Origin of the sequence: Pseudomonas sp. C6002, from assembly GCF_013385805.1 — a bacterium.
Classification (GTDB): domain Bacteria; phylum Pseudomonadota; class Gammaproteobacteria; order Pseudomonadales; family Pseudomonadaceae; genus Aquipseudomonas.
On the sequence record NZ_JACAPH010000017.1, the window covers coordinates 249,362 to 272,149 of the forward strand.

Below are 22,788 nucleotides of genomic sequence, written 5' to 3' on the forward strand. Positions count from 1 at the left end.
AGAACATGAAAATAACTAAAAATCTGTTGCAGGTGGGTGTGCTGGGGCTGTCGATCATGGCGGGTAGCGTCATGGCGGCGGTCTCGGCGGATGAAGCCGCCAAGCTCGGCACGACCCTGACCCCGATGGGCGCTGAAATGGCCGGTAACGCGGCCGGCACCATCCCTAAATGGTCGCCGCTGCCCACCAACGCCGGTGCCGTGGATGCCCGTGGCTTCCTCGCCAACCCATACGCCAACGAACAACCGCAATTCACCATCACCGCGCAGAACGTCGAGCAGTACAAGGACAAGCTGGCGCCGGGGCAGTACGCGATGTTCAAGCGCTACCCCGACACCTTCAAGATGCCGGTCTACCCGACCCATCGCGGCGCCACGGTGCCAGCTGATGTGTTCGCCGCCATCAAGAAAAACGCCACCAGCACCAACCTGGTGTCCGGCGGCAACGGCCTGGAAAACTTTGAAACCGCCGTACCGTTCCCGATTCCGAAAAGCGGCGTTGAAGTGATCTGGAACCACATCACCCGCTATCGCGGCGGCAGCGTGACCCGCCTGGTGACCCAGGCCACGCCGCAAACCAACGGCTCCTTCAGCCTGGTGTATTTCCGTGATCAGTTCGTGTTCCGCGACAAGATGAAGGACTACGACCCGAAAAACCCGGGCAACATCCTGTTCTACTTCAAGCAGCAAGTGACTGCGCCGGCACGTCTGGCCGGTGGTGTGCTGCTGGTGCACGAAACCCTCGACCAGGTGAAAGAGCCGCGTTCGGCGTGGGTCTACAACGCCGGCCAGCGTCGTGTGCGCCGGGCACCGCAAGTGTCGTATGACGGCCCGGGTACCGCCGCCGACGGCCTGCGTACCTCCGACAACCTCGACATGTTCAACGGTGCACCGGACCGCTACGACTGGAAACTGGAAGGCAAGAAAGAGCTCTACATCGCCGAAAACAGCTACAAGCTTGACGATCCGAAGCTCAAGTATGTCGACATCATCAAGGCCGGCCACATCAACCAGGACCTGGCGCGCTACGAGCTGCGCCGCGTGTGGCATGTGGTTGCAACCCTGAAGGAAGGCCAGCGCCATATCTACGCCAAGCGTGACTTCTTCATCGACGAAGACACTTGGCAAGCCGCGGTCATCGACCACTACGACGGTCGTGGCCAGCTGTGGCGCGTGGCGGAAGCCCATGCCGAGAACTACTACGACAAGCAAGTGCCGTGGTACGCCCTCGAAACCCTCTACGACCTGCAGTCCGGCCGCTACCTGGCCCTGGGCATGAAGAACGAAGAGAAACAGGCCTATGACTTCGGTTTCACCGCCACCACCAGCGACTTCACCCCGGCGGCTCTGCGCCAGGATGGTGTTCGCTAACTTGCTGTAAACGAGGCCGCATCCTCGAAGAAGCCCCGACTGGTTCGGGGCTTTTTTTTGCGCGACCACGGTGGCGAGGGAGCTTGCTCCCGCAGGGATGCGTAGCAGCCCCAAAAACGGGAGCGCTGCGCACTCCAGCGGGAGCAAGCTCCCTCGCCACAGAGTGTCGGTCGTTACAGAAGAAGTCCGGATATTTTTTGTTGTAGTCTTTTTCAGACAAATGTTGCAAAGATCTACAAAGCTGCCGCTTTTACCGCTAGTCTGCGGACATCTGCAATGCCGACAACAGCCTTCTACAAGAGCCCGGCGATGACTGATCTGTCCCGAATTCAAGGGCCTGCCAGCGCGGTGATTCCGACCCTGGAAGGGCGCTTCTATCGACCCCCACTGCCTGACGGCTATGTGTTGCGACCGCGCCTGTGCGAACGGCTGAGTGAAGGGTTGGCCGGGCGTCTGTTGCTGGTCAGCGCCCCGGCCGGGTTCGGCAAGAGTTCGCTGGCGGTGGAGTTCTGCCAGAGCCTGCCGGCCCACTGGCAAAGCCTGTGGCTGGGGCTCAGTCCTCGCGATAATGACCCGGGACGTTTCCTTGAACGCCTGCTCGACGGCTTGCAGCAATACTTCCCGCAGTTGGGCGCCCAATCCCTGGGCCTGCTGAAAATGCGCCAGCGTCACCAACCCTTCGCCTTTGAAGAATGGCTCGACGGCCTGCTGGATGAGCTGACGGTGCACCTGTCGACCCAGGCGCCGCTGTTGCTGGTGCTGGATGACTACCATCTGGCCCAGGGCCCGGTACTCGACCGCTGCCTGCAATTTTTCCTCAATCATCTGCCCGACGGCCTGCTGGTGCTGGTCACCAGCCGCCAGCGTCCCGACTGGCACCTGGCCCGACTGCGCCTGTCCCGGCATTTGCTGGAACTGCACGAGCAGGACCTGCGCCTGACTCACGGCGAATCCCTGGCCCTGCTGGATCGCCACAGCAGTTCATTGCGTGGTGAAGCCCTGGATAACCTGATCCGGCGCAGCGAAGGCTGGGTGGCCGGCCTGCGTTTCTGGCTGCTGGCGGCTTCCGAGGCCGGCAGCGAAGGTACGCTGCCCCAGGGTTTGCACGGCGGGGAAGGGCTGATCCGCGATTACCTGCTCGAAGAAGTCATCGACTGCCTGCCCTCGGAAGTCCAGGCGTTCCTCTACGACACCGCGTCCCAGGAGCGCTTTTGCAGCGAGCTGTGCGACGCCGTGCGCGAGGCCCACGACAGCACGGAAATCCTGCGCTACCTGCAAGCCCACCAGGTATTCCTGGTGCCGCTGGACGAGCAGGGCCATTGGTACCGTTATCACCATCTGTTTTCCGACCTGCTGCGCACCCGGCGCGCGAGCAATGCCGTGTTGCCGGCAGCCAGCCTGCACCTGCGGGCCTGCCGCTGGTTCAATGCCCAGGGCTTGATCGACGAGGCAGTGGAGCAGGCGCTGCGTGCGGGCCACCTGGATGTGGCGGCAAACCTGGTGCAGAACCTGTCCGAAGAGCAACTGCTGGCGGAGCAGAATGTCGGCATGCTGCTGCGCTGGAAAATGGACTTGCCCGACAGTTTGCTGATGAGTACGCCACGCCTGATCGTGCTCTACAGCTGGGCGTTGGGCCTGGCCTGCCAGCTGGATGCGGCGCAGGAACTGGCCAGCCACCTCAGCCGTTTTTTACCGGCCCCGTCGGCCACCGCGCAAAAGTCGATGCTGGCGCAATGGCTGGCCCTCAGCGGGATTATTGCCCGGGGCCGTGGTGATCGTGAGCTGACCCAATCGTATTGCAGCGAGGCCCTGGAAAGCCTGCCGCACAAACGCTATGGCCAGCGGTTGATGTGCCTGTCGACCCTGTCCAACCTGGCCATTGTCGACGCCGACCTGTGGCGCGCCCGCGGCCTGAACCGCGAATCCCTGGAGTTGGCGCAGCGGGTCGGCAATCCATTGTTTGAAGCGCTGGCCCATTACGACCGAGCGCGCGTACTGCAGGCCCGTGGCGAGATCCTGCGGTCGCTGGATGAAGTGCGCCAGGGCCTGCAACGTTTGCAAGGCCTGGCGCCGCAACGCCTGTACGCAGTGCGCGCGCGCCTGGCGTTGTACGAAGGCTATTTGCTGCTGATGCGCTGCCAGCCTGAAGCCGGGCTCGCTCGGCTGCGTGCCGGATTGACGGAGGCGCGAGCCTGTCGGGATATCAGCGTGTTGATCGGCCACTGTGTGATCGCCAGCTTCGAAGGTCGCCGTGGCGACTTCTCCGTGGCCTTTGCCGAACTGGCCGAGGCCGAGCGCTTGATGCATATCTGGGACGTGCCGCCGATTTTCTATCTGGCGATGATCACCCTGGTCAAATGCGAGCTTTGGCTGGCTCAGGGCCGCACCGACCTGGCCGATGCCTGGCTGACGCGGCTGGGGCAAACCTACAACGGTGAGCAGGCCGCTGCCGCACCGGAGTTCCACCCGCACCTGCCGCAACATATCGAGTTGCAACAGGCGGCACTCGACGCCATCCGTCATCAGCCGGCGGCTTCACTGCAACGGCTCGATGAACTGGCACGCCAGGCCCATAACAGCGGCCGGCAGATGATCAGCCTGATGGCGCTGACCCAGCAGGCACTGTTACTGCTGGACGGTGGCCAGGAAGCCCAGGCCCGCCCGGTGTTTGCCCGCGCGCTTGAAGCGGCTGCCGGTGGCGCGATGCAACCTTTCCAGCGCCTGTTGGAACGCTATCCCGAGTGGACGCGGGAGCAGCTTTCCCGGGATCCCCATGGACTGTTGAACCAGGGTCTGCTGGCACTCTTGCCGGATGTTGCAGTAGTTGAAACCCCACACACACTGGAGACCCTGAGCACCCGTGAACTGGCGGTGCTGCACCTGATCGCACAGGGTTGTTCAAACCAGGAGATCAGCAATCAGCTGTTTATCTCCCTGCACACCGTGAAAACCCACGCCAGCCATATCAACAGCAAGCTCGGGGTGGAGCGGCGCACACAGGCGGTGGCGCGGGCGCAGGAGATGGGATTGCTGGGGTAGAAACCTGGATCAATGGGATCGAAAGCCCCAGACGATTTCCACCACGCGGGCTGCCACCAGTACATAGATCAGGATAAGCAGCAGCTGAAGGACCAGGTGATAACGCAGCTTGGCGAGCCGGCGGATGCCATCGCTCACATTCAGCACCATCAGCAAGCTTGAGACCACGATCAAGCCCCACCCGGCCACGCTTGACGCCAGGATGCCGAGGAACAGCTCATGTTTCCCGGCCAGTGCGTTGGTGCCCGCAGCAAACAACAGCGCGCATACCAGCAGGTTCTTCACATTGTCGAAGACCTGGGTGCTGAAGTCATTCTCCAGCAGTTGCTGATACCACTTCCAGAATGTGCGCATGGCTCGATCCCCCGGATCAATGTTTACCGCACGGCGGGGCACTCACTCGATGACTTGTCGGCGGCCTGGCTGAGCAGCGCGGCAAACCGCTTGACGTTGTTTTGCTGCGCGATCACCAGGTCATCAATGGTCGGGCCGGATGGCGACTGCACCACCGTGCGACACGTCAGCGGCGTGCGTTCGTCCGTGCCCGTCTGGCGAAGCCGCCATTTGACGTCGAGCAGGGCGTACTGCCCGGGGATCGAGTCAAAGCGCTGGACCTCAATGCGCACCGCCAGGTTTTTCCGGCTGCTGGCGAGTTGATCCACCAGCGCGCTGCGCAACTCATCCACCAGGCTGGCAGCCCACCATTGCGTCTCGAGAATGGCCACGCCGCTGTCACCCTGGCGGATGACAATCTGTGGCCGGTCGACCTGTGGCGGGACCGTGATGCTTTCAATCCGGATCTCGCCCCCCGCGGCCAATGACGCATTGCTGCGCTGCACCGGCGTCAGGGTATGAAATTGAATGGGCTCACTGCGGCACGCCGTCAGCAGCAGCAACCCGGTGAGCAGCGTGATCTTCAGCGGCAAAGCCATGGTGGTTGCTCCTGTGGTCATTTGCGCGGTGGCCCTTGCAGGTCGGAGGGCGCGGCGTTGTCGGGGCGACCGCGAATCAGCGATTCGGGATGGCGTGCCAGGTAGTCCGACAGCTCTCGCAGGGAGCGCGACATGCGGCTCAGTTCGTCCAGGGTCTGGGTCAACTGTTCCCGTTGCGGCGAATCCTCGGCCAGGGTCGAACTGGCGGATTGCAGGGTTTTACTCACGTCGGCCAGCGTGTTTTGCACCCCCGGCAGTGTCTTGGCGTTGAACTGGCCGAGACCCTTGCGCAGTTCCACCAGGCTGCCGTCGAGGTTGCCGGCAATTCGCTCGATCGGCAGCTGGTTGATCTTGTTGACGATGCCTTCGAGTTTTTCCTGCAATTGTTCCAGGTTGCCGGGGATCGTCGGAATACTGACGGGGCGCAGGTTCGGGTCAAACACGACTTTGTCGGCCTTGGGGAAGAAGTCCAGGGCGATATACAGCTGGCCAGTGAGCAGGTTGCCGCTGCGGGCCTGGGCGCGCAGGCCGTGTTCGATGAAGCTGCCTATCAGGCGCACACCGCCGGCTTCGTCGTTGGGGTCATGCTTCAAGACCGTGAGCATTTTGGTGTTGGCTTCGCCGAGACGCTGCGGGTAGATCACGATGCCGACGTTGACCGGGAAGCTGCGTTTTTTCTCGTCGAAATCCAGGTTGATCGACACCACTTTGCCGAATTCGATACCCAGGAATTCCACTGGCGCACCCACCGTAAGCCCGCGCAAGGCCTGGTCGAACCGCAGGTTCAGGTATTGCGCCTTGCCATTGGGCGGGGCCAGCGCGGTTTGCTGGTCGGCGAACAGTTCATAGGAGTGTTCTTCGTCGGCCGGCTTGTCGTTGGGGCTGTAGGGCGGGGCGAGGAAGGCGATGCCGCCCACCAGCATGGACGACAAGGATTCGGTTTTCAGCGCAAACCCGTTGGCGCCGACACTCACATCAATCCCGCTGGCGTTCCAGAACCGGGTGTTCTCGGTGACGTAGGCGTCATTGGGTGCATGCACGAACACGTCGATGTTCACGCCCTTGCCGTCAGCGTCCAGGGCATAGGCCACCACCTGGCCAACGGGAATCTTGCGGTAGTACACGGGGGAGCCGATATCCAGCGAACCCAGGTCCTGGGTGTGCAGCGTGAAGCGCTTGCCCGGTTCGCCATAGGTAATGGGCGGCGGGTTTTCCAGGCCGGTGAACCGGTTGGCGCGGGTATCGGACTGGCCGATATCGGCGCCGATATAATCCCCTGAGAGCAGCGTGTCGATACCGGAAACGCCGCCGGCGCCGATACGTGGGCGCACCACCCAGAACTGCGAGTCTTCACGGGTGAAGCTTTCAGCCTGTTTGGACAGTTTGATCGTGGCGTTGACGCTTTTCTGATCGTCGCTCAACTCCACGTCAGTCACCTGGCCGATCACCACGTTGCGGTATTTCACGTCGGTCTTGTTGGCGGTCAGGCCGCTGCCGGTCTTGAAGGTAATGGTAATGCTCGGCCCCTGCTGAAGGATGCTGTGCACCACCAGCGAAATGCCCACCAGCACCGCGACAATCGGCACGATCCACACCAGCGAGACGCTGAAGCGCCGCGTCTTGATCGCAGGCGAGCCCGCAGGCTGCGGTTTTTCAGTGGTTTGCGACGCCATCCGGCATCTCCTCGTTATGTGGGTTTTCCCAGATCAGGCGCGGGTCGAAACTCATTGCCGAGAGCATGGTGAAAACCACCACCAGGCCAAAGAACAGAATGCCCAGGCGCGGCTCGATGGTGCCCAGGGCCTGGAACCGCACCAGGGCGGCCACCAAGGCCACCACGATCACATCCAGCATCGACCAGTAGCCAATCACTTCGACGAAGCGAAACAGCTTCGAGCGCTCCTTGCGCGCCCACTGGTTATTGCGCTGCACGGTGACCAGCAGCAACGTCAATGCGACGAACTTGATACCCGGCACCGCGATGCTGGCGATGAAAATGATCAGGGCGATGTCCCAGGCGCCGTGCTGCCAGAACTCCAGCACGCCGCTCATGATGGTGCTGTCGGCGCCCGAGCCGAGCATCGAGGTGTTCATCACCGGCAGTAAGTTGGCGGGCACGTAAAACGCCAGCGCCGTCAGCATATAGGCCCAGGTACGGGTCAGCGAATGGACCTTGCGCCGGTGCAGCGGCGCGCCGCAACGCTCGCATTCGTCGGGCGCGGTGCTGACGTCGCAAGCCTGGCCGCAGCTGTGGCACAGGCACAGGTTCAGTTCGCTGGCGGTCGGTGGACGGCTCATAAAATGTCCCACAGGTCGCGAATATCACGCCCGGCAATGCGGATCAGCAACAGGCTGAGGGCGGCCAGGGCAAACAGGCCGGTGCCGGGCAACACATCCAGCATGCCGGCGAGTTTGAACACCGCCACCATGGCGCCCAGCAGGCAGACTTCGAGCATGCTCCAGGGCCGAAGCGCTTCGAGCCAGCGCATGCACAGCTTGAACGCCGGCGAGCGTTGGCCCTTCATCGCAAAGCCCAGCACCCAGATCAACAGCAGCAACTGGAACACCGGCGCGATGATGATGGAAATCGCCGCCACCAGCGCGATGAAGGTGATCGGGCCCTGGGCCAGTGCGACCACCGAATCCCATAACGTGGCGCTGCTTTTCAGGCCTTGCAGGCTGATGCTCATCACCGGGTAGAAGTTGGCGAAAATCCACAGCACGGTGGCGGTCAGGGTCAGGGCCAGGCGTTGTTCCACCGATAGCCCGTTATAACGCTGGAGTACGCCTGCGCAGCGGGTGCAAAGGGTCTTCTGATGTTTGGCGAGCGTGACTTTTTCGTACACGCAATCGCAGTGTTCGCAGATGATCAATGGGCTGAGGGTCGCCATAAGTCCCACTCCATGCGCTATACGTTGCGCGTTGTATGACTGGCGCCAGAGTAGCTTAGCAGTTGCCGGGTTTGACAGCCGTGCGCTCGCGAGCGCTTTCGGATCGGGTGCAGGGTCGAACATACTGTGCGCCGGAATGCAGTACAAAAGAGTGTGCCTTTGAATTTGCAGGAATACCCATGAATATTCAGTCTCCCGCGCTGATCCGCGAAACGTTCCCGGTAGGCCCGTTGCAGTGCAACTGCACGATCATCGGCGACCCCGTCACCAAAAAAGCCATCGTCGTCGACCCGGGCGGCAACCATGAGCTGATCCTGGCGCGCCTCGATGCGCTGGGCCTGAAAGTGGTCAGCATTATTCACACCCACGCCCATCTTGATCACTTCCTGGCCTCCGGGCAGTTGAAGGAAAAAACCGGCGCTACCCTGCACTTGCACAAGGACGACCAGTTTCTGTGGGACAACCTGGAAATGCAGTGCCAGATGTTCCGCGTTCCTTACACGCCAGTGCCGTCGCCGGATCGTTGGCTGGAGGATGAAGAAGAGCTGGCCTGTGGTTGCGGGGTTGCCTTGCATACACCTGGACACACACCCGGCTCGATGAGTTTCTGGTTCGCCGATGCGAAGTTGCTGATTGCCGGCGACACCCTGTTTCGGCGCGGCGTGGGCCGTACGGATTTGTGGGGCGGTGACCAGGCGACCATCGTGCGCTCGATCAAGCAACGGCTCTACACCCTGGATGAGGCGGCGGTGGTGGTGACAGGGCACGGTCCGGACACGCGCCTGGGAGATGAAATGCGTGAGAATCCGTTTGTCCGCGCGTGAAGCACAATGTGGGTAGTTTTTCGGATACCAAGTGGCAACTATCAGACGAAACATATAGAGAAAATGACAATCACCGTTCAGGAAGTCTCTGCTAGGGTTTGAGTGTGGCCGGGCTTGTGTGGAGATGGAATTTTTACCGTTTGTCGTGTTCCAAGCTCGGCACAGGTCCAATGCCAATGTCCTCTGCATCACCGAATGCAAAAGTAGGAGCTTCCTTCATGTTCACTTCTCGTCGTCTGCTTGTTGTTGCTACTGCCGTAGCCCTGTTGTCGGGCTGCGCTTCACCTAATCCTTATGACGGCAGCCAGGCACAGGGTGGTGGCTCTTCCGGTGTGAGCAACACCGCCAAGTATGGTGGCCTGGGCGCCCTGGCCGGTGCGTTGGCGGGTGCAGCCATCGACCACAACAACCGCGGCAAGGGTGCGCTGATCGGCGCTGCCGTCGCCGGTATCGGTGGTGCGGGCTACGGCTACTACGCCGACCAGCAGGAAAAGAAACTGCGCGCCAGCATGGCCAACACCGGTGTCGAAGTGCAGCGCCAGGGCGACCAGATCAAGCTGATCATGCCGGGTAACATCACCTTCGCCACCAACTCGGATGCGATCTCCAGCAGCTTCTACACGCCGCTGAACAACCTGGCGAACTCGCTGAAGCAGTTCAACCAGAACACCATCCAGATCGTTGGCTACACCGACAGCACCGGCAGCCGTCAGCTCAACATGGACCTGTCCCAGCGTCGTGCGCAGAGCGTGGCCAATTACCTGACCTCCCAAGGTGTCAGCCCGACCAACCTGAGTGCCCGCGGTGCCGGCCCGGATAACCCGATCGCCAGCAACGCCGATGTCAATGGCCGTGCCCAGAACCGTCGTGTGGAGGTCAACCTGGGCCCGATCCCGGGCCAGCAGTACGGTCAGCCTGCCGCCCAGCAGCAACAGGCGCCGCAGCAGAACAACCAGTTCCAGGGCAACCCGTACCAGCAGTACCAGTAACCTGTAGTCAATAAAAAGGGCGCCGTGCAATCCATGCATGGCGCCCTTTTTTGTGGCTGACGATAAATCAGTCGATGTATTCGAACAGCTTCACGATCTTCTGTACGCCGGACACACTTTGTACCAGGTTGGCGGCGCGGGTGGCTTCTGCCTGGGTCAGCAGGCCCATCATGTAGACGATGCCGTTGTCGGTGACGATCTTGATCCGAGAGCCGGGAATGGCGCTGTCGGTCAGCATCTGGGTCTTGATCTTGGTGGTCAGCAGGGCGTCGTTGCTGATTGCCAGCAGGGTGATCGGGTCCATCACCTGCAGTTCGTTGTGAACCTTCTTGACCCGCTGCACAGTGGCGGCAGCTTGTTCAGCCTGGGCCTTCAAGTCGGCGCGCGGGGTTTGGCCGGTGAGCAGCACCACGCCGTTGAAGCTGACGACCACGATGCGCGACGCGCCGTTGCCCAGGTCTGGAGCGGCCTTGGACACGTTGACGGAAACCTTGGTCTCGATCAGTGAGTCATCGATTTTGCTGCCGAAAGTGCGGGTGCCTTTATCGTCCTGGATGGGCGTGTCGCGGCTCGCTTCGATTACCGAGCTGCAGCCGCTGATGCCTAGGCACAGCGTGATTGCCAATAGGCTAAGGCGTTTAACGGTCATTCTTCACTCCCGAACAGTTGGCTGTCGATCAGATCGCACAGGCAGTGGATCGCCAGCAGGTGGACTTCCTGGATACGTGCGGTGACATTGGCCGGGACGCGGATTTCCACGTCTTCGGGTAACAGCAGCGAGGCCATGCCGCCGCCGTCGCGTCCGGTCAATGCTACGACAATCATTTCACGATCATGTGCGGCCTGGATCGCTTGAATAATATTCGCCGAGTTACCGCTGGTGGAGATCGCCAGCAGGACGTCCCCCGGCTGGCCAAGGGCGCGGATCTGTTTGGAGAAGATTTCGTTGTAGCTGTAGTCGTTGGCGATCGAGGTGATCGTCGAGGTGTCGGTGGTCAGGGCGATGGCCGGCAGGCTCGGGCGCTCACGCTCGAAGCGGTTGAGCAGCTCGGAGGAGAAATGCTGGGCATCGCCGGCCGAACCGCCGTTGCCGCACGAAAGCATTTTGCCTTCGTTGAGCAAGGCGTTGACCATGACCTGACTGGCTTGCTCGATGTGCGGTGCAAGTACGTCCATCGCCTGTTGCTTGGTATCGATACTGGCCTGGAAAAGCTGGCGAATTCGGGATTGCATGTCCATCTGTGTGACCTTAAGTAGCGCGGCTGTTTGGCACAGGAATGTGCAGCCCGCAAAGCAAAGAGCAAAAGTGTGCGGTGTAGATGTCCGGCGAATCAGCTGTCAAAGGCATCTTGCAGCCAGTTCAGATCGGCTGTTCCCCGGGGAGTGCTTTCTATGGCAACCACATCGAAACGGCAGGGATGATCGGCCCAGCGACGCTCCTTGAGCAGGAAAAACTGCGCGGCGAGTATCAACTTCTGGCGCTTGCGCCCGTCGATACTGGCGAGCGCGCCACCCCATTGTGCGTGTTTTCTGTAGCGGACTTCGACAAATACTACTGTATCGCCGTCAAGCATGACCAGATCAAGCTCGCCGCGTTTGCATAACCAGTTCTGCGCCAGGAGGCGCAGACCTTGTTGTTGCAGGTACTCGAGAGCTTGAAGTTCGGCGTCCTTGCCGCTTTGTGCGCTTGACCGCTCGGGCATCAGCGCGGGGTATCAGGCAGGCGCTGGATCTCGCCACCGACGAACTTCGCCCATGGCATCTGGCGGTCGACACGCTGGCTGGCGCTGACGCCCAGGTTGCCCGACAGGCCGTCGACACGAGTGTCCGGCAGTGCCTTGAGCTGCCCCAGGCGCGGCGCCAGGCGGTAGGCATCCACACCCATCGCGTACAGGCGGCCAAGGCTGCCGTTGGCTTGTGGCCATTGGGCAGCGACCTGGTTGCGCAGCGGGTCGGTGGTGTTCAGCAGCCAAGGGGTTTCGCAGAACATCACGTTGGTCATGTCCAGGTACTGGTTCTTGTCGCCACTGGCGCTGAACACGTGGGACGTCGCATACACCGGCACGTCGCCAGCGTATTGGAAGTTCAGGGTCGGCTTGATCTGCTGGGCCAGTTGCGGAGTCACGGCCAGGAAGATGAACTCGATGTCCTGGCGGCGCGATGGCTGGGCGGAAACATCCGAACCTACCGTGCTTTGCAGGCTCTTGGCGCGGCCTTCGCTCTTGCGCAGCTGGAACAGGTCGGCAATCTGCTGGGCCAGGGCTACCGGCTGGTCAACGTACTCGACGCCCACCACGGTGCCGCCATTGGCTTCCCAATCCTGACGGAATGCCTTGTAGACGCGCTCGCCCCATTCGCCTTTCGGCACCATGGCGGCGGCGCGGTGCAGGCCATCGGCGCGAGCACGACGGGACACTTCACGGGCTTCGTCTTCAGCGGCCAGGCCAAACTGGAACAGTTGCGCCGGGTTCTGGTCGGCTTCGCTGTAGTTCAGGGCCAGGGTGGTGATCGGCAATTGCGGGCGTGCGCTGAGTTGCTTGACCAGCGGTTTCTCCAGCGGGCCGACCACCAGTTGCACGCCGGCGGCCTGGGCCTTGGCGTAGAAGTCGTCGATGGAGGTCAGGCGCGAGCTGTCGTAGAACTCGATCACCGGCGGCTTCTGCCCGGCTTGTTCAGCCTGGTAGTGCGCGGCCATGAAGCCTTCGCGCAGCGCCTTGGCAACGCCGGCCAGAGGACCTTCCTGCGGCAGCAGCAGGGCGATCTTGTTCAGCGGCTGGCTGGCCAGTTCCTTGAGCTTGGTCAGCGGCTGCGGCAATTGCGAGGCTGCCGGGTGGCCAGGGTTCTGGGCGCGCCAGGTGTCGATGGCCGCCTGCTGTTGCTCCAGAGTGCCGGCGCCCTTGACTGCCTGGGCCAGGCTGATCCAGCCGTCCAGCGTCGGGTTGCCGCTGGCTTGCAGTTGATCGGCAGGCAAGGCGGCAATCAGTGCCCAGATGGCTTCGTGGTTGCTGTTGTAGGCATCGCCCGTCAGCAGCGGGGCCATGGCGACGCGCTCGCGGGCGGCGGCCAGGGTCTGGCCGTCGGCCTCATAGGCACGGGCATGCACGGTGCCCGTGCGGATCTGCTGTTCAGGCGGCAGTTCCTTGAGGCTTTGCAGGCTCGGGTGATTCAAGGCCGTCAACGCTGCCTTGGGCTGGTTGCGGGCCATCGCCAGTTCAGCCGACAGGGTGCTGGCAAATACCTGCGCCGCCGGTTTCAGGACGTCCAGTGGCACCTGGGCAAGAATCTGCGCCGAGCGTCCCGGATTGTTTTGGTGGAACGCCAGGTCAGCCGCACTCAAGCGCAACAGCGCGGCTTTTTCCGGAGTCTTGGCCGAAGTCGCCTGTTCGAGCAGTTGCTCGATGCTGGCATCCGGAGTCCGGGGGAGGTCGCCAAGGCTGGACGAGGGCGAGCTGGCGCAAGCCGCCAACAGGGCAGCGAGGCAGAGGGCAGAGAACAGCCGCAGGCAAGCGATCATGTAAGTGTTCCTGATACCGATCAAATTAGCGTGGAATTGTACCCAAGCACTGGCCGGGGCGCGATGTTACTGGCGTGAAACCGTCTATTTAGGTCGTGTAAATGTTGCAGGACCCAATAGGCGGCTGAAATCGAACCCGCCCCGAGGGCATATATTCAAGGCGTCTACGCGCTACAATGTGGCTTTTGCCAACCATCGAGGTGTGCGTTTTGACTGCTCCAGGTCCTTTGAATTCCACTGCAGGCTCGCTTTTTGTCGTGGCGACGCCCATTGGCAACCTGGACGACATCAGTGCCCGTGCGCTGAAAGTGTTGCGCGACGTAAAACTGATCGCGGCTGAAGACACTCGGCACTCCCAGCGGTTGATGCAGCATTTCGGTATTCCGACCCCCTTGGCCGCCTGTCACGAACACAACGAACGTGAAGAAGGCAGTCGTTTTATCACTCGTTTGCTGGCGGGTGATGACGTGGCTTTGATCTCGGATGCGGGTACGCCGCTGATTTCCGACCCTGGCTATCATCTGGTTCGCCAGGCGCGGGCGGCTGGTATCAATGTAGTGCCTGTTCCGGGAGCGTGCGCGCTGATTGCTGCATTGTCTGCTGCCGGCTTGCCGTCGGACCGGTTTATCTTCGAAGGCTTCCTGCCTGCCAAGGCCGTCGGGCGCCGGGCGCGCCTGGAACTGGTAAAGGAAGAGCCACGCACGCTGATCTTCTACGAAGCCCCGCACCGCATCCTTGAGTGCCTGCAAGATATGGAGCTGGTGTTCGGCGGCGATCGCCTGGCACTGCTGGCGCGAGAAATCACCAAGACCTTCGAAACCCTCAAGGGCTTGCCGCTGCAGGAACTGCGCGAATTCGTGGAAGGCGACAGCAATCAGCAGCGCGGCGAGTGCGTGGTGCTGGTAGCCGGCTGGTCGGCGCCGGAAAGCGAAGATGCCGTGGGCAGCGAGGCAATGCGCATTCTTGACCTGCTGCTCAAGGAGATGCCATTGAAGCGCGCCGCTGCATTGGCCGCGGAAATAACCGGCGTACGCAAGAACGTCCTGTATCAAGTGGCGCTGGATAAACAAAAGGGCGAATAGTTCCGGGTTCTAACCTGCACTCCGTCTGAACATGATGGCATTAGTGTCTTTTAATACTTGTTCTAACGCCGCCGTGCCGTTAACCTGCGCGGCGGAGAGTCGATTGGACAGTCGCTGCCTTCTATGAAAATTAGAGGGGGGAGGAAAGTCCGGGCTCCATAGGGCGAAGTGCCAGGTAATGCCTGGGAGGCGTGAGCCTACGGAAAGTGCCACAGAAAATAACCGCCTAAGTACTTCGGTACCGGTAAGGGTGAAAAGGTGCGGTAAGAGCGCACCGCACGACTGGCAACAGTTCGTGGCTAGGTAAACCCCACTTGGAGCAAGACCAAATAGGGTCCCAAGGCGTGGCCCGCGCTGGGACCGGGTAGGTTGCTAAAGATGTCCAGTGATGGCCATCGTAGACGAATGACTGTTCAAGACAGAACCCGGCTTACAGATCGACTCTCCACCTTTTTTCCTTCTGTCCGAATCTCGGGCAGGAACCTGGTAGTAACGCGAGAATCCCTCCCTGCTGAATCGTCAGCAGATGCGTCTTCGTAATACCGAAAAAATCTTACTCTTAATAAATTACTTTAACTTTAAGCCTTAGCTCTTTGAGCTATTTGGTGTTGTTGAGTCAAAATCGCCGTCAAACTCTCGTTTCTCCTCCCTTTACCTTCCTAAATCTCCGTTCTGTAAGGCTTTTCCTTGAATCCGCGCCTTGACGGTGTGGTGGGCGCATTCCTATAGTGTGCGCAAGTGGCGGAAAGTGGCACAAAGTGGGTTTTTTGAACGTAAAACGCTAAAATTTGGAGAAACGCATCTGTGTTTCGCGGAGCTAACGCTATCAGTCTCGATGCAAAAGGCCGTCTCGCCATGCCGAGCCGGTATCGTGACGAGCTCATTTCGCGAAGTTCCGGGCAATTAATCATCACCATCGATGCCGTTGATCCCTGTTTATGTGTGTACCCGCTCGATGAGTGGGAGCTGATTGAAACCAAGTTGCGTGCACTGCCTTCACTGCGTGAAGAGAACCGCCGCCTGCAACGCTTGCTGATTGGTAATGCCGTCGACCTCGAACTCGATGGCAGTGGTCGTTTCCTGGTTCCACCGCGTCTGCGCGAATACGCCAAATTGGACAAGCGCGCGATGCTGGTAGGCCAACTGAACAAGTTCCAATTGTGGGACGAAGATGCCTGGGATGCTGTTTCTGCAGCTGATCTGGCTGCTATTCAACAACCGGGCGCCATGCCTGATGAACTGCGTGATTTGATCCTGTGACTATTGATAGCGGCTTTAACCACATCACCGTACTGCTTGACGAAGCCGTTGAGGCTCTCGCCGTACGCGCGGATGGCTGCTATTTGGATGGCACCTTCGGCAGGGGCGGGCACAGTCGGCTGATCCTCAGCCAGCTGGGTCCGGACGGTAAGCTCCTCGGGTTCGACAAAGACCCTCAAGCGATTGCCACCGGGCAAGCGCTAGCGGCCGAAGACGGCCGCTTTGTCGTTGTGCAGCGCAGCTTTGCCGAGCTCGGTGCAGAAGTCGCCGAACGTGGCATGGCGGGCAAGGTGGCCGGGGTTCTGCTGGACCTGGGCGTGTCTTCCCCACAGCTGGACGACCCTGAGCGTGGCTTTAGTTTCATGAACGACGGCCCGCTGGACATGCGCATGGACCCAAGCCGTGGCATCAGCGCCGCGCAGTTCATCGCTACCGCTCCCCACGAAGAAATCACCCGTGTGTTCAAGGAATACGGCGAAGAGCGCTTCGCTGGCCGCATGGCGCGTGCCGTGGTCGAACGCCGGGAAATCCAGCCGTTCGAGCGCACGGCCGACCTGGCTGAAGTGCTGAAAGTCGCCAACCCTGCATGGGAAAAGGGCAAGAACCCGGCAACCCGTGCGTTCCAGGGCCTGCGTATTCACGTCAACAACGAATTGGGCGACCTGGAAGCCGGCCTCGAAGCCGCCCTGGAAGCTCTGGAAGTGGGCGGTCGCCTGGTGGTGATCAGCTTCCACTCCCTGGAAGACCGTATCGTCAAATTGTTCATGCGTCGCCTGGTCAAGGGCGAGTCCGACAACCTGCCGCGCAACCTGCCGGTGCGTTACGAAGCTTTTGTGCCGAAAATCAAAATCCATGGCAAAGCGCAGTTCGCTTCCGAAGCCGAACTCAAGGCCAACCCACGTGCCCGTAGCGCTGTCATGCGCGTTGCGGAGAAGTTGCGGTGAGCAAGCTTTTCGCCAAGCCCCTCCCGGGCGGCAGCTTCTTTATGTTGCTGCTATTTGTTGGCGTGCTGGTGTCCGCGATTGCGGTGTCCTACAGCGCCCATTACAACCGCCAACTGCTCAATACCCTGTACGGGGAGTTGAGCGTGCGCGACAAGGCGCAGGCGGAGTGGGGCCGGTTGATCCTCGAGCAAAGTACCTGGACGGCCCACAGCCGCATCGAAGTGCTGGCCACTGAACAACTGAAGATGCACATCCCGGGCGCTGCAGAAGTTCGCATGGTGGCGCCATGATGAAACTCGAGGGCGCACTCTACCCGTGGCGTTTCCGCGTAGTGCTGGGGTTGCTGGCACTGATGGTGGGCGCGATTGCCTGGCGGATTATCGACCTGCAAGTGGTGGACCGTGACTTCCTGATCGGCCAGGGCGATGCCCGTAGCCTGCGGCATATCCCGATTCCTGCACACCGCGGCCTGATCACCGACCGTAACGGCGAGCCCCTGGCCGTCAGTACCCCGGTGACCACCCTGTGGGCCAACGCCAAGGAAATGCAGACCGCCAAGGACAAATGGCCGGAACTGGCTGCCGCCCTGGGCCAGGACCCGAAAGCCCTGAGCGAACGCCTCGAAGCCCAGGCCAATAAAGAATTCATCTACCTGGTTCGCGGGCTCACCCCCGAACAAGGCCAGCAAGTACTCGACCTTAAAGTCCCCGGTGTCTACGGCATCGAGGAATTTCGGCGTTTCTACCCGGCCGGCGAAACCACCGCCCATATGGTGGGTTTCACCGACATTGATGATCACGGTCGCGAAGGCGTGGAACTCGCCTACGACGAATGGCTGGCCGGGGTTCCCGGCAAACGACAGGTCATCAAGGATCGGCGCGGCAGACTGATCAAGGATGTCCAGGTCACCAAAAACGCCAAGGCCGGTAAGCCCTTGGCGTTGTCGATTGACCTGCGCCTGCAATACCTGGCCAACCGTGAGCTGCGTAACGCGATCATCGAGAACGGTGCGAAAGCCGGCAGCCTGGTGATCATGGACGTGAAGACCGGCGAGATTCTCGCCATGGTCAACCAGCCGACCTACAACCCGAATAACCGTCGCAACCTGCAGCCGGCGATGATGCGCAACCGCGCCATGATCGACGTGTTCGAGCCGGGTTCGACCATGAAAGCCATTTCCATGAGTGCCGCCCTGGAAACCGGGCGCTGGAAACCGGCCGATAAGGTCGAGGTTTACCCGGGCACATTGCAGCTGGGCAAATACACCATTCGTGACGTGTCGCGCACCGAAGGTCCGGTGCTGGATTTGACAGGTATCCTGATCAACTCCAGTAACGTGGGCATGAGTAAAGTCGCCTTCGATATCGGCGGCGAAGCCATCTACCACCTCGCGCAGAAAGTCGGCCTGGGGCAACCCACCGGCCTGGACTTCCCGGGCGAACGTGTGGGCAACCTGCCGAACTACCGTGACTGGAAAAAAGCCGAGACCGCCACGCTTTCCTACGGTTATGGCCTGTCGGTAACAGCCATCCAACTGGCCCACGCCTTCTCGGTGCTGGCCAACAACGGCCGCATGGTGCCGCTGAGCCTGATCCACCTGGACGAGGCGCCGCCTGCGACCCAGGTGATCCCGGAAAACGTCGCGAAGACCATGCAAGGCATGCTGCAACAAGTGATCGAAGCACCACGTGGCGTGTTCCGTGCCCAGGTGCCGGCGTATCACGTGGCAGGCAAGTCCGGTACCGCGCGTAAAACCGCCGTGGGTACCAAGGGCTACGCCGAAAACTCCTACCGCTCGCTGTTCGCAGGCTTCGGCCCGATGAGCGATCCGCGCTACGCCATCGTCGTGGTGATCGATGAGCCGAGCAAAGCCGGTTACTTCGGTGGCCTGGTATCGGCGCCGGTGTTCAGCAAGGTGATGTCCGGGACGTTGCGCCTGATGAACATCACGCCGGACAACCTGCCGGCTACCCAACAAGCGAACGCCGGCCCGCCGGCCGCTGCTGTAAAAGCCAATGGAGGGCGCGGCTGATGTCTCTGAGCCTGAACAAGATTTTTGCCCACGCCGGCCGCGATCTGCTGATTCGCGAGTTGACCCTGGACAGCCGTAATGTGCGTGCCGGCGACCTGTTCCTGGCAGTGCCGGGTGGCAAGTTCGACGGCCGTGACCATATCGCCGACGCGCTGCAACGCGGCGCTGCGGCAGTAGCCTATGAAGTGGAAGGCGCCACCGTGCTGCCGATCACCGACGTGCCTTTGATTCCGGTCAAGGGCCTGGCTGCGCAATTGTCGGACATCGCCGGGCGCTTTTATGGCGACCCGAGCCGCACCCTGAACCTGGTGGGCGTGACCGGTACCAACGGCAAGACCAGCGTGACCCAACTGGTCGCCCAGGCGCTTGACCTGCTGGGTCAGCATTGCGGCATCGTGGGCACCCTGGGCACCGGTTTCTACGGAGCGCTGCAAAGCGGGCTGCACACCACGCCTAACCCGATTGCCGTGCAAGCGACCCTGGCCGACCTGAAAAAGGCCGGTGCCAAGGCGGTTGCCATGGAAGTCTCGTCCCACGGTCTGGACCAGGGGCGCGTGACTGCCCTGGCGTTCGACGTGGCGGTGATGACCAACCTGTCCCGCGATCACCTGGATTACCACGGGACCATGGAGGCCTACGCCGCCACCAAGGCCCGGCTGTTTGCCTGGAATGACCTGAAGTGCCGGGTGGTCAACCTGGACGACGAATTCGGTCGCCAACTGGCCGCCGCCCAAGGCGACGGCCGCCTGATCAGCTACAGCCTGGAAGACTCCAGCGCCTACCTGTATTGCCGTGAAGCCACCTTTGATGACGAAGGCGTGCGCGCCACGCTGGTTACGCCGCAGGGCGAGCACCATTTGCGCAGCACCTTGCTCGGGCGTTTCAACCTGAGCAACGTGTTGGCCGCTGTGGGTGCCTTGCTCGGCCTGGATTACGCCCTCGACGAAATCCTGCGGGTGTTGCCGAAGCTCGAAGGCCCGGCCGGTCGCATGCAGCGCCTCGGCGGCGGCTCCCAGCCGCTGGTGGTGGTCGATTACGCCCACACGCCGGACGCCCTGGAAAAAATCCTGCAGGCCCTGCGCCCCCACGCCAAGGGTAAATTGCTGTGCCTGTTCGGCTGTGGCGGTGACCGCGATCGCGGCAAGCGCCCGCTGATGGCGGAAATCGTCGAGCGCCTGGCCGACGGTGTGCTCGTGACTGACGACAACCCGCGCAGCGAAGACCCAAGCCAGATTTTCGATGACATTCGTGTCGGCTTTAAAGATGCGTCCAAGGCGACGTTCGTTGCCGGTCGCGGTGCAGCCATCGCCCAATTGATCGCCGGCGCAAGTGCTGACGACGTGGTGGTGCTGGCCGGTAAAGGTCACGAGGACTATCAGGAAATCAACGGCGAACGCCACGCCTTCTCCGATCTGGTCGAGGCTGATCACGCCCTGACCGCGTGGGAGGTGGCCCATGCTTAAGCCGCTTAAATTCAGCGAACTGACCCAGGCCTTGTCGGCCCGCGTGCTGTCGGCTGATTGCAGCTTTGATGGCGTCAGCATCGACAGCCGGACGATCAAGCCCGGGCAACTGTTTGTCGCCTTGGCCGGCCCGAGCTTCGATGGCCATGACTACCTGAATGACGTCGCTGCCAAAGGCGCTGTCGGCGCTCTGGTGCAGCGCGAAGTCGCTGACTCGACGCTGCCACAATTGCTGGTCGCCGACACCCGCCTGGCCCTCGGCCAACTGGGGGCGCTGAACCGTGCCGCCTTCACCAAGCCTGTTGCGGCGATCACCGGTTCCAGCGGCAAGACCACGGTCAAGGAACTGCTGGCCGGCATCCTGCGCACGCGCGGCCCGGTCCTGGCGACCCGTGGCAACCTGAACAATGACTTCGGCGCTCCGCTGACCCTGCTCGAACTGGCCCCGGAACACACGGCGGCCGTCATTGAGCTGGGTGCTTCGCGCATCGGCGAAATCGCCTACACCGTGGCCATGACCAAGCCTCATGTCGCGGTGATCAGCAACGCCGGTACTGCCCACGTCGGCGAGTTTGGCGGCCCTGAAAAGATCGTCGAAGCCAAGGGCGAAATCATCGAAGGCCTCGACGCATCCGGCACTGCCGTGCTGAACCTCGATGACAAGGCCTTCGAAACCTGGCGTGTACGTGCCGCCGGTCGCAAGGTGTTGAGCTTCGCGGTGCACAACGCCGCTGCCGATTTCCATGCCTCGAATATCAAGGCCGACGCCCGTGGCTGCCCGTCCTTCACCCTGCATACCCCGCAAGGTGACGAGCACGTACAACTGAACCTGCTGGGCAACCACAACGTCGCCAATGCCCTGGCTGCCGCCGCCGCCGCCCACGTGCTGGGCGTGTCGTTGTTTGGCATCGCCACCGGCCTTGGTGCCGTGCAACCGGTCAAGGGCCGTACCGTCGCGCAATTGGCCAGCAACGGCATGCGCGTGATTGATGACACCTACAACGCCAACCAGTCCTCGATCTGTGCCGCCATCGACCTGCTGACCAGCTTCGACGGTCGCAAGGTGCTGGTGCTGGGGGATATCGCCGAGCTGGGCGAGTGGGCTGAACAGTCTCACCGTGAAGTCGGCGCGTACGCCGCCGGCAAGGTCGATGCCCTGTACGCCGTTGGCCCGAACATGCTGCACGCCGTGGACACCTTCGGGCCGGGCGCCAGGCATTTCGCCAGCCAGGCCGAACTGATCCAGGCACTGAGTGCGGCTGAACAAGACAAACACACCACTATTTTGATCAAGGGATCGCGCAGCGCGGTGATGGAAAACGTCGTCGCGGCCTTGTGTGGCTCAAGTACGGAGAAACATTAATGCTGCTGCTGCTGGCTGAGTATCTGCAACAGTTCCACAAAGGCTTCGCGGTCTTTCAGTACCTGACCCTGCGCGGGATCCTGGGTGTGCTGACCGCGCTGTCGTTGTCGCTGTTCCTCGGGCCATGGATGATCCGTACCCTGCAAAACCTGCAGATTGGCCAGTCGGTACGCAACGACGGCCCGCAGTCGCACCTGTCCAAATCCGGCACCCCGACCATGGGCGGTGCGTTGATCCTGTCGTCCATCGGCATCAGTACGCTGCTGTGGGCTGACCTGCATAACCGTTATGTCTGGACCGTGCTGCTGGTGACCCTGCTGTTCGGCGCCATCGGTTGGGTAGATGACTACCGCAAGGTGATCGAGAAGAACTCCAAGGGGCTGCCTAGCCGCTGGAAGTATTTCTGGCAGTCGGTGTTCGGCCTCGGCGCGGCGATCTTCCTGTTCATGACTGCGCCAAGCGCGGTGGAAACCACCCTGATCATCCCGATGCTCAAGGACGCCAGCATTCCACTGGGCGTCGGCTTCGTGGTGCTGACCTACTTCGTGATCGTCGGCTCCAGCAACGCGGTCAACCTGACGGACGGCCTCGACGGCCTGGCGATCATGCCGACGGTGATGGTGGGCGGTGCCCTCGGCATCTTCTGCTACCTGTCGGGTAACGTGAAATTCGCTGAATACCTGCTGATCCCGTATGTACCGGGCGCGGGCGAACTGATTGTGTTCTGCGGTGCGTTGATCGGTGCGGGCCTGGGCTTCCTGTGGTTCAACACCTACCCCGCACAAGTCTTCATGGGCGACGTCGGCGCACTGGCGCTGGGCGCGGCCCTGGGCACCATCGCGGTGATCGTCCGTCAGGAAATCGTCCTGTTCATCATGGGCGGTGTGTTCGTGATGGAAACCCTGTCGGTGGTGATCCAGGTTGCCTCCTTCAAATTGACCGGGCGCCGCGTATTCCGCATGGCGCCGATTCACCACCACTTTGAACTCAAGGGCTGGCCTGAGCCGCGGGTGATTGTCCGTTTCTGGATTATCACCGTGATTCTGGTTCTGTTCGGCCTTGCCACCCTGAAACTGAGGTAGAAA

The 22,788-nt window shown here is 61.4% G+C and carries 21 protein-coding genes and 1 other RNA gene; 13 read left to right on the top strand and 9 right to left on the bottom strand.

Features of this window, described 5'->3' with window-relative positions:
• Positions 1-5: 5 nt before the first annotated feature.
• Together HX817_RS11495 and HX817_RS11500 are read left to right on the top strand one after the other, a co-directional pair.
• The gene (locus HX817_RS11495; protein ID WP_003216172.1) at positions 6-1,370 is read left to right on the top strand and encodes a DUF1329 domain-containing protein; all 1,365 of its coding nucleotides are present in this window, start codon (positions 6-8) and stop codon (positions 1,368-1,370) included.
• Between the two features lie 309 nt (positions 1,371-1,679).
• Complete coding sequence (locus HX817_RS11500; protein WP_177040262.1) at positions 1,680-4,409, top strand: LuxR C-terminal-related transcriptional regulator; 2,730 nt, start codon at positions 1,680-1,682, stop codon at positions 4,407-4,409.
• A gap of 9 nt (positions 4,410-4,418) precedes the next feature.
• Here the strand turns inward: HX817_RS11500 and HX817_RS11505 are convergent, their stop codons facing one another.
• The 5 genes from HX817_RS11505 to HX817_RS11525 are packed head-to-tail and all read right to left on the bottom strand — an operon-like array spanning position 4,419 to position 8,232.
• Positions 4,419-4,763: a hypothetical protein gene (locus HX817_RS11505; protein WP_003216175.1), complete on the bottom strand. Its 345-nt coding sequence runs from the start codon at positions 4,761-4,763 to the stop codon at positions 4,419-4,421.
• A 23-nt stretch (positions 4,764-4,786) separates the two neighbouring features.
• Positions 4,787-5,341 carry a membrane integrity-associated transporter subunit PqiC gene (locus HX817_RS11510; RefSeq protein WP_008434246.1) on the bottom strand — a complete coding sequence of 185 codons (555 nt, stop codon included), beginning with the start codon at positions 5,339-5,341 and terminating at the stop codon, positions 4,787-4,789.
• 17 nt (positions 5,342-5,358) lie between these two features.
• A complete protein-coding gene (locus tag HX817_RS11515; protein WP_177040263.1) occupies positions 5,359-7,014 on the bottom strand; it encodes an intermembrane transport protein PqiB in 1,656 nt (551 codons plus the stop codon).
• Positions 6,995-7,639: a paraquat-inducible protein A gene (locus HX817_RS11520; RefSeq protein WP_003216181.1), complete on the bottom strand. Its 645-nt coding sequence runs from the start codon at positions 7,637-7,639 to the stop codon at positions 6,995-6,997. Before HX817_RS11520 ends, HX817_RS11515 begins: the two co-directional genes overlap by 20 nt.
• A complete protein-coding gene (locus tag HX817_RS11525) occupies positions 7,636-8,232 on the bottom strand; it encodes a paraquat-inducible protein A (RefSeq protein ID WP_003216183.1) in 597 nt (198 codons plus the stop codon). Before HX817_RS11525 ends, HX817_RS11520 begins: the two co-directional genes overlap by 4 nt.
• A 179-nt stretch (positions 8,233-8,411) precedes the next feature.
• On the opposite strand from HX817_RS11525, the gene HX817_RS11530 reads away from it, so the two are divergent.
• The gene (locus HX817_RS11530) at positions 8,412-9,056 is read left to right on the top strand and encodes an MBL fold metallo-hydrolase (RefSeq protein WP_177040264.1); all 645 of its coding nucleotides are present in this window, start codon (positions 8,412-8,414) and stop codon (positions 9,054-9,056) included.
• 218 nt (positions 9,057-9,274) lie between these two features.
• A complete protein-coding gene (locus tag HX817_RS11535) occupies positions 9,275-10,045 on the top strand; it encodes an OmpA family protein (protein ID WP_032899265.1) in 771 nt (256 codons plus the stop codon).
• Positions 10,046-10,112: 67 nt separating this feature from the next.
• Here HX817_RS11535 and HX817_RS11540 read toward each other — a convergent pair whose 3' ends face one another.
• The 4 genes from HX817_RS11540 to HX817_RS11555 form a co-directional block, all read right to left on the bottom strand.
• Positions 10,113-10,694 carry a BON domain-containing protein gene (locus HX817_RS11540; RefSeq protein ID WP_003216188.1) on the bottom strand — a complete coding sequence of 194 codons (582 nt, stop codon included), beginning with the start codon at positions 10,692-10,694 and terminating at the stop codon, positions 10,113-10,115.
• Positions 10,691-11,284: a phosphoheptose isomerase gene (locus HX817_RS11545; RefSeq protein ID WP_003216190.1), complete on the bottom strand. Its 594-nt coding sequence runs from the start codon at positions 11,282-11,284 to the stop codon at positions 10,691-10,693. The genes HX817_RS11540 and HX817_RS11545 overlap by 4 nt, the downstream gene beginning before the upstream one ends.
• A gap of 92 nt (positions 11,285-11,376) precedes the next feature.
• Entirely contained in the window at positions 11,377-11,748 is a 372-nt protein-coding gene (locus HX817_RS11550) for a YraN family protein (protein WP_076014393.1), read from the bottom strand.
• Positions 11,748-13,559 (bottom strand): penicillin-binding protein activator, encoded by a 1,812-nt coding sequence (locus HX817_RS11555; RefSeq protein WP_008434234.1) that lies wholly within the window; start codon positions 13,557-13,559, stop codon positions 11,748-11,750. Before HX817_RS11555 ends, HX817_RS11550 begins: the two co-directional genes overlap by 1 nt.
• Before the next feature lie 176 nt (positions 13,560-13,735).
• Here HX817_RS11555 and rsmI point away from each other — a divergent pair, with 176 nt between their 5' ends.
• The 9 genes from rsmI (at position 13,736) to mraY (ending at position 22,785) form a co-directional block, all read left to right on the top strand.
• Entirely contained in the window at positions 13,736-14,641 is a 906-nt protein-coding gene (rsmI, locus tag HX817_RS11560) for a 16S rRNA (cytidine(1402)-2'-O)-methyltransferase (protein ID WP_161635740.1), read from the top strand.
• A gap of 95 nt (positions 14,642-14,736) precedes the next feature.
• An RNA gene (gene rnpB, locus HX817_RS11565) (RNase P RNA component class A) lies at positions 14,737-15,090 on the top strand.
• 355 nt (positions 15,091-15,445) lie between these two features.
• Positions 15,446-15,901: a division/cell wall cluster transcriptional repressor MraZ gene (mraZ, locus tag HX817_RS11570; RefSeq protein ID WP_003171868.1), complete on the top strand. Its 456-nt coding sequence runs from the start codon at positions 15,446-15,448 to the stop codon at positions 15,899-15,901.
• The gene (gene rsmH / locus HX817_RS11575) at positions 15,898-16,845 is read left to right on the top strand and encodes a 16S rRNA (cytosine(1402)-N(4))-methyltransferase RsmH (protein ID WP_003216201.1); all 948 of its coding nucleotides are present in this window, start codon (positions 15,898-15,900) and stop codon (positions 16,843-16,845) included. Before mraZ ends, rsmH begins: the two co-directional genes overlap by 4 nt.
• Complete coding sequence (ftsL, locus tag HX817_RS11580; protein ID WP_003216203.1) at positions 16,842-17,135, top strand: cell division protein FtsL; 294 nt, start codon at positions 16,842-16,844, stop codon at positions 17,133-17,135. The genes rsmH and ftsL overlap by 4 nt, the downstream gene beginning before the upstream one ends.
• Positions 17,135-18,877, top strand: a complete 1,743-nt coding sequence (locus HX817_RS11585) for a penicillin-binding protein 2 (RefSeq protein ID WP_166742205.1) — start codon at positions 17,135-17,137, stop codon at positions 18,875-18,877. Before ftsL ends, HX817_RS11585 begins: the two co-directional genes overlap by 1 nt.
• A complete protein-coding gene (locus HX817_RS11590; RefSeq protein ID WP_177008738.1) occupies positions 18,877-20,340 on the top strand; it encodes a UDP-N-acetylmuramoyl-L-alanyl-D-glutamate--2,6-diaminopimelate ligase in 1,464 nt (487 codons plus the stop codon). The genes HX817_RS11585 and HX817_RS11590 overlap by 1 nt, the downstream gene beginning before the upstream one ends.
• On the top strand, positions 20,333-21,703 hold the full coding sequence (gene murF / locus HX817_RS11595; RefSeq protein ID WP_177008739.1) for a UDP-N-acetylmuramoyl-tripeptide--D-alanyl-D-alanine ligase: 1,371 nt from the start codon (positions 20,333-20,335) through the stop codon (positions 21,701-21,703). The genes HX817_RS11590 and murF overlap by 8 nt, the downstream gene beginning before the upstream one ends.
• The gene (gene mraY / locus HX817_RS11600; RefSeq protein ID WP_008434230.1) at positions 21,703-22,785 is read left to right on the top strand and encodes a phospho-N-acetylmuramoyl-pentapeptide-transferase; all 1,083 of its coding nucleotides are present in this window, start codon (positions 21,703-21,705) and stop codon (positions 22,783-22,785) included. The genes murF and mraY overlap by 1 nt, the downstream gene beginning before the upstream one ends.
• The last annotated feature ends 3 nt before the right edge of the window (positions 22,786-22,788 follow it).

Excerpts from the sequence above, each read along its gene's own strand:
- HX817_RS11495 (WP_003216172.1), top strand. The coding sequence starts at position 6 with ATGAAAATAACTAAAAATCTGTTGCAGGTGGGTGTGCTGGGGCTGTCG.
- HX817_RS11500 (WP_177040262.1), top strand. The coding sequence starts at position 1,680 with ATGACTGATCTGTCCCGAATTCAAGGGCCTGCCAGCGCGGTGATTCCG.
- HX817_RS11505 (WP_003216175.1), bottom strand. The coding sequence starts at position 4,763 with ATGCGCACATTCTGGAAGTGGTATCAGCAACTGCTGGAGAATGACTTC.
- HX817_RS11510 (WP_008434246.1), bottom strand. The coding sequence starts at position 5,341 with ATGGCTTTGCCGCTGAAGATCACGCTGCTCACCGGGTTGCTGCTGCTG.
- HX817_RS11515 (WP_177040263.1), bottom strand. The coding sequence starts at position 7,014 with ATGGCGTCGCAAACCACTGAAAAACCGCAGCCTGCGGGCTCGCCTGCG.
- HX817_RS11520 (WP_003216181.1), bottom strand. The coding sequence starts at position 7,639 with ATGAGCCGTCCACCGACCGCCAGCGAACTGAACCTGTGCCTGTGCCAC.
- HX817_RS11525 (WP_003216183.1), bottom strand. The coding sequence starts at position 8,232 with ATGGCGACCCTCAGCCCATTGATCATCTGCGAACACTGCGATTGCGTG.
- HX817_RS11530 (WP_177040264.1), top strand. The coding sequence starts at position 8,412 with ATGAATATTCAGTCTCCCGCGCTGATCCGCGAAACGTTCCCGGTAGGC.
- HX817_RS11535 (WP_032899265.1), top strand. The coding sequence starts at position 9,275 with ATGTTCACTTCTCGTCGTCTGCTTGTTGTTGCTACTGCCGTAGCCCTG.
- HX817_RS11540 (WP_003216188.1), bottom strand. The coding sequence starts at position 10,694 with ATGACCGTTAAACGCCTTAGCCTATTGGCAATCACGCTGTGCCTAGGC.
- HX817_RS11545 (WP_003216190.1), bottom strand. The coding sequence starts at position 11,284 with ATGGACATGCAATCCCGAATTCGCCAGCTTTTCCAGGCCAGTATCGAT.
- HX817_RS11550 (WP_076014393.1), bottom strand. The coding sequence starts at position 11,748 with ATGCCCGAGCGGTCAAGCGCACAAAGCGGCAAGGACGCCGAACTTCAA.
- HX817_RS11555 (WP_008434234.1), bottom strand. The coding sequence starts at position 13,559 with ATGATCGCTTGCCTGCGGCTGTTCTCTGCCCTCTGCCTCGCTGCCCTG.
- rsmI (WP_161635740.1), top strand. The coding sequence starts at position 13,736 with ATGTGGCTTTTGCCAACCATCGAGGTGTGCGTTTTGACTGCTCCAGGT.
- HX817_RS11585 (WP_166742205.1), top strand. The coding sequence starts at position 17,135 with ATGAAACTCGAGGGCGCACTCTACCCGTGGCGTTTCCGCGTAGTGCTG.
- HX817_RS11590 (WP_177008738.1), top strand. The coding sequence starts at position 18,877 with ATGTCTCTGAGCCTGAACAAGATTTTTGCCCACGCCGGCCGCGATCTG.
- murF (WP_177008739.1), top strand. The coding sequence starts at position 20,333 with ATGCTTAAGCCGCTTAAATTCAGCGAACTGACCCAGGCCTTGTCGGCC.
- mraY (WP_008434230.1), top strand. The coding sequence starts at position 21,703 with ATGCTGCTGCTGCTGGCTGAGTATCTGCAACAGTTCCACAAAGGCTTC.